Origin of the sequence: Microbulbifer discodermiae (assembly GCF_040742695.1) — a bacterium.
Classification (GTDB): domain Bacteria; phylum Pseudomonadota; class Gammaproteobacteria; order Pseudomonadales; family Cellvibrionaceae; genus Microbulbifer.
On the sequence record NZ_JBFLAB010000048.1, the window covers coordinates 23,748 to 33,394 of the forward strand.

The 9,647-nt window shown below is 55.9% G+C and carries 5 protein-coding genes; 4 read left to right on the forward strand and 1 reads right to left on the reverse strand.

Annotation, left to right across the window (positions count from 1 at the left end):
• Window positions 1-53 precede the first annotated feature (53 nt).
• Entirely contained in the window at window positions 54-1,016 is a 963-nt protein-coding gene (locus AB1S50_RS15110; protein WP_367151750.1) for an AraC family transcriptional regulator, read from the reverse strand.
• 385 nt (window positions 1,017-1,401) lie between these two features.
• Here AB1S50_RS15110 and AB1S50_RS15115 point away from each other — a divergent pair, with 385 nt between their 5' ends.
• From AB1S50_RS15115 to AB1S50_RS15130, 4 genes are all read left to right on the forward strand, one after another.
• Window positions 1,402-2,544: an efflux RND transporter periplasmic adaptor subunit gene (locus AB1S50_RS15115; RefSeq protein ID WP_367151752.1), complete on the forward strand. Its 1,143-nt coding sequence runs from the start codon at window positions 1,402-1,404 to the stop codon at window positions 2,542-2,544.
• Window positions 2,545-2,652: 108 nt separating this feature from the next.
• Window positions 2,653-5,859, forward strand: a complete 3,207-nt coding sequence (locus tag AB1S50_RS15120) for an efflux RND transporter permease subunit (RefSeq protein WP_367151755.1) — start codon at window positions 2,653-2,655, stop codon at window positions 5,857-5,859.
• A 717-nt stretch (window positions 5,860-6,576) separates the two neighbouring features.
• Complete coding sequence (locus AB1S50_RS15125) at window positions 6,577-7,467, forward strand: WYL domain-containing protein (RefSeq protein WP_367151757.1); 891 nt, start codon at window positions 6,577-6,579, stop codon at window positions 7,465-7,467.
• Window positions 7,468-7,555: 88 nt separating this feature from the next.
• Window positions 7,556-9,520: a type I restriction-modification system subunit M gene (locus AB1S50_RS15130; RefSeq protein WP_367151758.1), complete on the forward strand. Its 1,965-nt coding sequence runs from the start codon at window positions 7,556-7,558 to the stop codon at window positions 9,518-9,520.
• Window positions 9,521-9,647: the final 127 nt, after the last annotated feature.

Genomic DNA, 9,647 nt, shown 5'->3' on the forward strand with positions numbered 1-9,647 from the left:
TGCAGTGTCGGCAAGCTGCTGTTCCGGACATGACAGCAGCACTGAAACCTCAATCAAGCGGGCAGTTGCCACTCATCGCGCAATTTACTCACATCCGCGCGCGGCGGCAGGCCGAACATACGGCTGTATTCGCGGCTGAAGTGGGAGGGACTCTCATAGCCCACGCGGTAGCTGGCGGAGGCCGCCTCCAGGCCCTCACTCAACATCAGGCGCCGCGCTTCATTCAGGCGCAGTCTCTTCTGGAACTGCAAAGGCGACATACGAGTGATCTGCTTGAAACTGTGATACAGGGAGGATTCACTCATATTGGCCTGTTCCGCCAGGTCGCTGATGCGCAGCGACTCAGCAAAGCGATCCTTGAGCACCTCCACTACCCGAGACACGCGGTTTGCCTGGCTATCCGCCATGGCGAACTTGCGCATATGCACCCCAATCTCCCCCATCAGGGCCCGATAGACAATCTCCCGCCGCACCAGAGGAGCCAGTATTCGCGCATCCACAGGGTTCTCTGCCAGGTCCACCAGACGGATAACCGCATCCAGTAAATCCTGGTTCATCTGGGCAACGGAGAAGCCACAGCTGACCTCAGTACAGTGGATGTCCGTTTCCAGCCCGGGTGCCTTGTCTCCCAGCTCCAGCACCAGATCCGCTACCTCTTTGGGGTCGATGGTCATTCTCACTGTCAGAAATGGAGTCTCCTCGGACGCGAACTCCACCCTGCCCACGAGCGGCAGGTGCACCGAGGTCGCCACATAGCTGAGGGGCATATAGGTGGCCTCCCGGTCCCCCAGCCCCAGCGTCCTGCTGCCCTGGATAATAAAACTGAGTGACGGTGCAATTACCGAAGAGGTGCAGGTTGCGGGCCCATTGCTGCGGATCAGGATCAAACCATCCAGCCCTGTCTCGGTCCTTCCCGGCTGCGGAGCCTGCCGCAGTATTATGCGGACCAGCTTTTGCCGGGCGGACTCAAGCTCCGCGGGGACTGTCTCGGGTTTCACTCTGTCAAAGGCATTCATAAATCCCCCTGGCCCCCGCCAGCGGCCGGGTATCTTCAAGCAAGGTAATGGGCATGACTATGGAGTTTTAGGCAATCTACCCGTCCACTCGCAGAATTGGGCAATGGCTGCACGGGAATAGGCAAGTGCCATTTGGCCCAACCAGTCTGAGTAATTCCTTATACTAATCAAATTGTCATAAATGATAAAGCATTCATAAATTACCTTTGATCACTTCTCACAATGATCGCCTCCTTCACCCCAAAGGTCTGAATGCAAATAGAAATAGGCAATCAATCCACAGTTCCCGAATACCGCTCCAGATTCGCCCGCCCCTAGAGTTGTGCTCCAGTCAGGGAGGTGCAGGCCCGCACAACCTTTCCGCAGTCGAGGGAGTAAACGCCTTATGGTCAAGAAATTCGCAGCCACACTGTTCAGCTTCACTGCGCTGGCTTTGGCCGGCTGTGACGTCGGCGAACCGGCCGCACAGCAGCCGCCACCCCCAGCGGTGGAAGTGGCCCAGGTCAGTACCGAAGCCACAATCCTGTGGCGCAGCTTTACCGGCCGGGTAGCCGCGCCGGAGTCCGTACAGCTGAGACCGCGGGTCAGCGGCTATATCGACCAGGTGTCCTTTGCCGAAGGAGCGCTGGTGCAGCGCGGCGATGTGCTCTTTACCATCGACCCCCGCCCTTTTGAGGCCAGTCTGCGCGCTGCGGAGGCGGATCTGCAGCGGGTCCGCAGTCAATTGTCTTTCAACACCAAGCAGGCTGACCGCGCCCACCAGCTGCTGGGCAGCAAGACTATCTCGAGGGAGGAATACGATCGCCGCGTGGCATCGCGGGATGTGGAGCGCGCCGCCCTGAAAGCCGCTGAAGCAGCGGTGGAAAAGGCGCGCCTGGATTTACAGTACACCCAGGTGAAGGCACCCATCAGCGGCCGGATCGGCCGCGCAATGGTGACCCTGGGCAACCTGGCCAATGCCAACACAACCCTGTTGACCACCCTGGTTTCCGTCGACCCCATGTATGTCTATTTCGACAGTGACGAGCAGACCTTCGCGGAGAGCCGCCGTTTGCTCAGCGCCGATTCCACCCCCACAGTCCATATCGGCCTTGCCGGTGAGGCGGGCTATCCGCACCAGGGCAAACTGGACTTCGTCGACAACCGCCTCAACAGCGATACCGGCACCATCCAGTTCCGCGCCGTGCTTCCCAACCCCGACGGCACCTTCAAACCGGGCCAGTTCGCGCGGGTGGAAATGCCCGTTGAAAAAGCGGAGCAGGCTGTGCTCGTGGACAGCAAAGCCGTGCTCACCGACCAGGACCGCCGCTACGTCTATGTGGTCACCCGGGACAATCTCACCGAACGCCGCCCGGTAGAAGTGGGCCCGCGCCAGGGTGAGCGCACGCTGATCCGCAATGGCTTGCTGAGTGGCGACAGAATCGTGGTCAACGGCCTGCAGAAAATTCGCGGCTCCGGTACACCCGTCACGCCAAAACTGGTCGCACCGCAAAGCCTGGCGGAGATTGCCCAAGCTGCAGAGCACTGAGCGCAAACTATGACGTTTGTGTCACCCAAGTCCGCTCGCGACGCCCAATCTTTGCAATCCAACAATGAAATTCCAGCGGCCAGTGTGCCGCACACGGGGTAGCAGTCTATGAGTTTTTCCCGTTTCTTTATTGACCGACCCATCTTCGCCTCGGTGCTGTCGATCGTTATTTTTGTGGTGGGACTGATCAGTATCCCACTATTGCCGGTGAGCGAGTACCCGGAGGTGGTGCCCCCCAGCGTGCAGGTGACCACAAGGTATCCGGGAGCTAACCCGAAAACCATTGCCGAGACTGTCGCCACGCCCTTGGAGGAAGCCATCAACGGCGTGGAGAACATGATCTACATGAAATCCGTGGCCGGCAGTGATGGCTCCCTGATCCTGAATGTGACCTTCAAACTGGGCACTGACCCGGACCTGGCCCAGGTGCGGGTACAGAACCGCGTATCCCAGGCCCTGCCCCGCCTGCCGGAGGATGTGCGCCGCCAGGGTGTAACCACGCAAAAACAGACCCCCAACCTGATGATGGCAGTGCACCTGAAGTCGCCGGACGACAGCCTGGACGCCACCTATATCCGCAACTATGCGGTGCTGCATATCCGCGATGAGCTGTCGCGGATTCCCGGCGTAGGTTTGGCCGCCCTGTTCGGCTCCGGTGACTACGCCATGCGGCTGTGGGTAGACCCGCAAAAAGCCGCCGCCCTGGGCGTGACCGCCGCAGATATCGTCAGCGCTGTGCAGGAGCAAAATGTTCAGGTGTCCGCCGGACAGATTGGCGCACAGCCCATGCCCGAAGGGGCCGACTTTCTAATTTCCATCAATGCCAAGGGCCGCCTGAAAAGCGAAGAAGAGTTTGGCAATGTTGTCTTGAAAACCGGTGCCAACGGAGAAATCACCCGCCTGCATGATATAGCGCGCGTAGAGTTGTCTGCCTCGGAAGATGCGTTGCGCGCCCTGCTGGACAGCCGCCAGGCGGTAGCCATCCCCATCTTTCAATCCCCCGGCTCCAACTCATTGGAAGTATCCCGCGCCGTGCGCGACAAAATGGCGGAACTGGATGACCAGTTTCCCAAGGGCCTGGAGTGGGAGGTGGTCTACGACCCGACCGTATTCATCAGCACCTCTATCAAGTCGGTGATCAAAACCCTGCTGGAGGCGGTCCTGCTGGTGGTCCTGGTAGTAATCCTGTTCCTGCAGACCTGGCGCGCATCCCTGATTCCACTGCTGGCGGTGCCGGTGTCCATAGTGGGCACTTTTGCGGGGCTGCTGGCCCTGGGCTTTTCCATCAACACCCTGACGCTGTTCGCCATGGTACTGGCTATTGGTATTGTTGTGGATGACGCCATTGTGGTGGTGGAAAACGTGGAGCGAAATATCGAGGAGGGCCTGACGCCACTGGCGGCGGCGCACCAAGCCATGCGCGAGGTGAGCGGCCCCATTGTCGCCATAGGGCTGGTACTCTGCGCTGTGTTTGTGCCTATGGCATTCCTGGACGGCATCACTGGCCAGTTCTACCGCCAGTTTGCCACTACGATCGCCATCGCCACCATCATCTCCGCAATCAATTCCCTAACACTGTCCCCGGCCCTGGCCGCGACTTTGTTAAAACCCGCCGGCGCTGCACCGGATTTACCCGCGCGCATTATAGAGCGGCTGTTCGGCTGGATTTTCCGCCCGTTCAATCGCTTCTTCCACCACAGCTCGGAGCGCTACCAGGGAGTGGTGGGGAAAAGTCTCAAGCGTCGCGGCCTGGTCTTTATCGTCTATCTGGCGCTGCTGGGAGGTACCTTCACCCTGTTCCAGGAAGTACCCGGCGGTTTTATTCCCACCCAGGACAAAACTTACCTGATCGGCAGCATCCGCCTGCCGGAGGGTGCCTCTCTGGACCGCACTGAAGCTGTGGCACGCCAGGTCAGTGCACTGGCGCTGGAAACCGAGGGGGTGGCCCATGCCGCCGCTTTTGTTGGCTTTAACGTATTGCAGCGCACCAACACCCCCAATGTGGGCACGGTATTTATCCTGCTCGACGATTTCGAGGCGCGCAGCCGCAGTGCTCCGGAGATCTCCGCCGAGTTGAACCATAAGTTATCGCAGATCAAAGAGGGGCTCGCCATCACCATTATGCCGCCTCCAATCTTCGGGCTGGGGGCCGGCTCCGGCTACTCCTTATACTTGCAGGACCGCAGCGGTGCTGGTTATGGCGAGCTGCAAAAAGCCACCCAGACACTGTCGGGAGCCCTGAGTCAGGTCACCGGCCTCAGCCATCCCTTCAGCTCCTACCAGGCCAATGTGCCCCAGTTGGATGCGGAAGTGGACCGGCTCCAAGCCAAGGCCCAGGGCGTGCGCCTGGGTGATCTGTTCGGCACCTTGCAGCTGTACTTCGGCTCAACCTATATCAACGATTTCAACCTGTTCGGTCGCACATATCAGGTGGTGGCACAGGCGGACGCCCCGTTTCGCGACGAAGTGAAGGATCTGGACAACCTTTATACCCGCAACATCAATGGAGAGATGGTACCGATCAATACCATGGTGACCCTCCGCCAGAGCTACGGCCCGGACCCGGTACTCAGATACAACGGCTACCCCGCCGCGGACCTGCTGGGTCAGTCGAATCCCAAGGTGCTTTCCTCGGCCGAGGCACTGGCCACCGTAGAAAATGTCGCGGGCGAAGTTCTACCCCCGGGCATGCACATTGAGTGGACCGATTTGAGCTTCCAACAGATCAACCAGAGCGACGCCGCTTTGGTAGTCTTCCCGCTCGCAGTACTGCTGGTATTCCTGGTGTTGGCCGCTCTGTACGAGAGCTGGGTCATGCCCCTGGCGGTGATTCTGATAGTACCTATGTGTCTGCTGGCAGCACTCTTTGGTGTCTGGGTGACCGGCGGGGACAACAATGTATTTGTGCAAGTGGGCCTGGTGGTGTTGATGGGCCTGGCCTGTAAAAACGCGATTTTAATTGTTGAGTTCGCGCGGGATCTGGAGCTGGCCGGCGAGGACACCGTGAAAGCGGCACTGGATGCCTGCCGCCTCCGTCTGCGCCCCATCATTATGACTTCGGTAGCCTTTATTGCCGGCGTAATACCCCTGGTGCTGGCTCACGGTGCCGGTGCCGAGGTGCGCAATGCCATGGGCATCACAGTATTTACCGGCATGATCGGTGTGACCCTGTTCGGCCTGTTGCTCACCCCGGTATTTTATGTCGGCCTGCGCAAGCTTGCCGGTGGCAAAGTCTCCGCCCGCAAAGCACCGGAAAACTCCGAGTCTCTACCATTGGAAGCCACATCGCGACTGCAGGAATCCGCAAACACCTAACCCCATTGCCGCACCCGGCGCAGGAAGCTGCGCCGGGTGTGGCTTTTTTACATTATTTTTTTATTGTATTCCCTGGTTCCAGCGCAGAATTTTCCACAGCCTTGTGTATCCTCTTCAGCAATCATCAACCACCCACTTCTCCTCGCCTATGCCACCAAAAGCTGGCAATTGTCTTGTCCGAGAGGCTAGCGTTAATTCCGAAACTTGCTATCCAGGCAACAAAAAGAAGGAAGGGGAGAGTTTTTCTACTTTGTCGGCTTGAGCTGATCGATCCACGGTGGACTCTTGAGTTTATGGAAATAGTTTAAATAGGCATATGCGAGGGCTGCGTAGCGGCCATGCAGGTGAAAAATCGGAATCTCAGGTAATGCAAATAGTGTCAATATAAATCCGATCTTTGCTGCAAGTGGTGCTGACGAGAAACACCCCAAAACTCCGCCCGCCTGACGACATCCCCTACTGGCAGCCCTGTATAACGCCACCGAAAAAGCCCTGCATCAAGGGGTTAACTCCTGTGGGTTAACCGCTGAGTTGTTGGTAGTGATCCCCGCAGGCAGCAGAAGCACCCAATCCGAAGCAGCCTCAAAGCCTTTGGTGGATTGCCAGTAGCCAGCCAAACCAAAGGGCAATTTCTTGTATCCCAAGCCAGAAATGCTGTGGTAGGATGCTACCTAATAATAAATATTAGGTATCGTGTTCAATATATGATCATGCAGCATGAATAGCACGCTCCGGGATTTAAATCGGGCACAGCGCGATCGCATCGCCCACATAGACTTCACTCTGCTATTCAAGGGGGAAGCCAACCGTGCCGATCTGGTGGATCGCTTCAGCATCACACCTGCCCAGGCCACCAAGGATTTCACCCAGTATCGGGAACTGGCACCCGCAAATATCCGTTATGACGAAAAGCTGAGAACCCACCTGCGTGGTGACCCGTTCAAGCCCCTGTTCGATTACGATCTGGTGCGCACCCTGGCCACCATCAGTCAGGGCTATGGCGACGGCTTTACCGGCAAGCTCAAACCGCCACTGGCTTGTGAAGCACCTTACCATCTGAACCAGCCCAGCCTGGCCACTGTTGCCAGGGTGACCGAAGCCATTCACAAGGCCAATCCACTGGCCATTACCTATGTCTCCCTGTCCAGCGGCGAATCCCGGCGTGAGATGGTGCCCCACACTCTGGTGGATAACGGCCTGCGTTGGCATGTGCGGGGATTCGACCGCAAGAGCGGCGAATTCCGTGATTTTGTGCTCACCCGCATTAAAGAAGCCACGATGGTTGAAGACTCCACCGTCGAAGAGCAGGAAACTGCAAGCCAGGATCGTCAGTGGAATCGTTTTGTGGAGCTGGAATTGGTACCGCACCCGCGTATCCAGCATCGGGAAGCCATCGAGCTGGATTACGGGATGGACGGCGGTGTCATGAAGGTCGAAATCCGAGCCGCTACAGCAGGGTATCTATTGCGGCAATGGCATGTTGACTGCTCACCAACCCACTCGCTCACCGGCCCCGAATACCAATTGTGGCTCCAAAACAGCCAGGCGCTATACGGTGTGCAAAACCTGATTTTGGCTCCCGGCAGAGCAGAACAAGCGCCGGGATAAACCGAATTTCTGACCGAACAGGACTCGGATTTTAAAACAAGCATTTGAGCGGTTTTTTAAAGACCCGCTTTAATCACTAGGAAACACAATGGACCACAGCGTACACAACAAACTTGTCTCATTTATCTGGAACATCGCCGATGACTGCCTGCGCGATGTGTATGTGCGGGGCAAATACCGTGACGTTATCCTGCCGATGGTGGTATTGCGCCGACTGGATACCCTGTTGGAGCCAACTAAAAACGCCGTACTGGAAGAGGTTCGCTACCAAATAAAAGAAATGCGGGCTACCGAGCTGGACGAAGAGCCGCTCAAAGATGCCTCCGGCTACGTGTTCTACAACGTGTCCAAATGGACGCTCACCAGCCTGCATAATACGGCTACCAATAATCGCCAAATCCTGCTGGCCAACTTTGAGGAATCCCTCAAAGGCTTCAGTGCCAACGTGCAGGAAATCATCGAGCGCTTTGAACTGAAAAGCAAAATCCAGCACATGATCAATAAAGACGTGTTGCTGGATGTGGTAGAGAAATTCGTCTCCCCAAAAATCAATCTTACCCCGGTAGAAACACTTGATCCGGATGGTTACAAACTGCCCGCCCTCTCCAATTTGGGCATGGGCTATGTGTTTGAAGAGCTGATCCGTAAATTCAACGAAGAAAACAATGAAGAGGCCGGGGAGCACTTTACCCCAAGAGAAGTGATCGAGCTGATGACCCACCTGGTGTTCGATCCCATCAAAGACAATCTGCCACTCACTCTCACCGTGTATGACCCGGCCTGTGGTAGCGGGGGCATGCTCACCGAATCACAAAATTTTATTGAGGAAAAATACCCGCTGGATGCTTCTTACAAAAGTGAGCGCGATATTTACCTCTACGGCAAGGAAATCAACGACGAAACCTACGCTATCTGTAAGTCCGACATGATGATCAAGGGCAACAACCCCGAGAACATCAAAGTCGGATCAACGCTGTCCACCGATGAATTCGCCTCCCAACGTTTCGACTTTATGCTCTCCAACCCGCCTTACGGTAAAAGCTGGGCCTCGGAGCAAAAATACATCAAAGACAGTGGTGATGTGATTGACTCGCGCTTTAAAGTCAAGCTCAAAGACTATTGGGGCAATATCGAGGATTGCGATGCCACACCACGCTCCAGCGACGGCCAGCTGCTGTTCCTGATGGAAATGGTCAGCAAAATGAAAGATCCATCCGTGGGCACTGGTGCTGCCGCAGGTTTGTACACAAAGGGCAGTCGCATTGCGTCAGTCCATAACGGTTCCAGCCTGTTTACCGGCGATGCCGGTGGTGGTGAGAGCAATATCCGTCGATACATTATCGAAAACAATATGCTCGAAGCCATCGTACAGTTGCCCAATAACCTGTTCTACAACACCGGCATTACCACCTATATCTGGCTGCTCAATAACAACAAGTCTAAATCTCGTAAGGGTAAGGTGCAGTTAATTGATGCCAGCCTGCTGTACCGCAAACTGCGTAAAAACCTCGGCAACAAAAACTGCGAATTTGCGCCGGAGCATATCGAGCAGATCACCCGTACCTATCTGGATTGTGCTGCGATAGAGCGCGAGCTGGACGCAAGCAGAAACTCCACCGGTATTACCAGTCAGGTATTCCGCAATGAAGATTTTGGTTACCACAAAGTGACCATCGAGCGGCCCGACCGGCGCAAAGCCCAGTTCACCGCCGAACGTATAGCGCCCCTGCGTTTTGACAAACAGTTAAGCGAAGTGATGGAGCACCTCTTTAGCGAATACGGCGATAAAGTGTATAAAACGTCGGGTTTCGGTAAAGGGCGAAAACAGAGCTTTTTAAAATCCATTGAGAAAGATATCCTCAATTGGTGCGAAGACAACGACATCAGCCTGAATACCAAGGCAAAGGGCAAACTGTTGGATGTTCAATACTGGCAGACCTTGTACGAAGTGTTTGAAACCGCTGAGTGGCTGGCAGAGGAATTGGGTCAAGGTGAGTTTGACGATTTTAATAGTGTTAAAGAAAAAGTGGATGCCCTGCTAAGGAACGTCTGAATAACTCAACAATCGCTACGGCAGTATCAGTATTTTCTGGTGCGGGCCTGAATTTGACCAAAACAACCCTGAGATTGTTTGTTTTTTCACCTGGAATCTACTTCTCAGCAGATTCCAGGTGCACTGG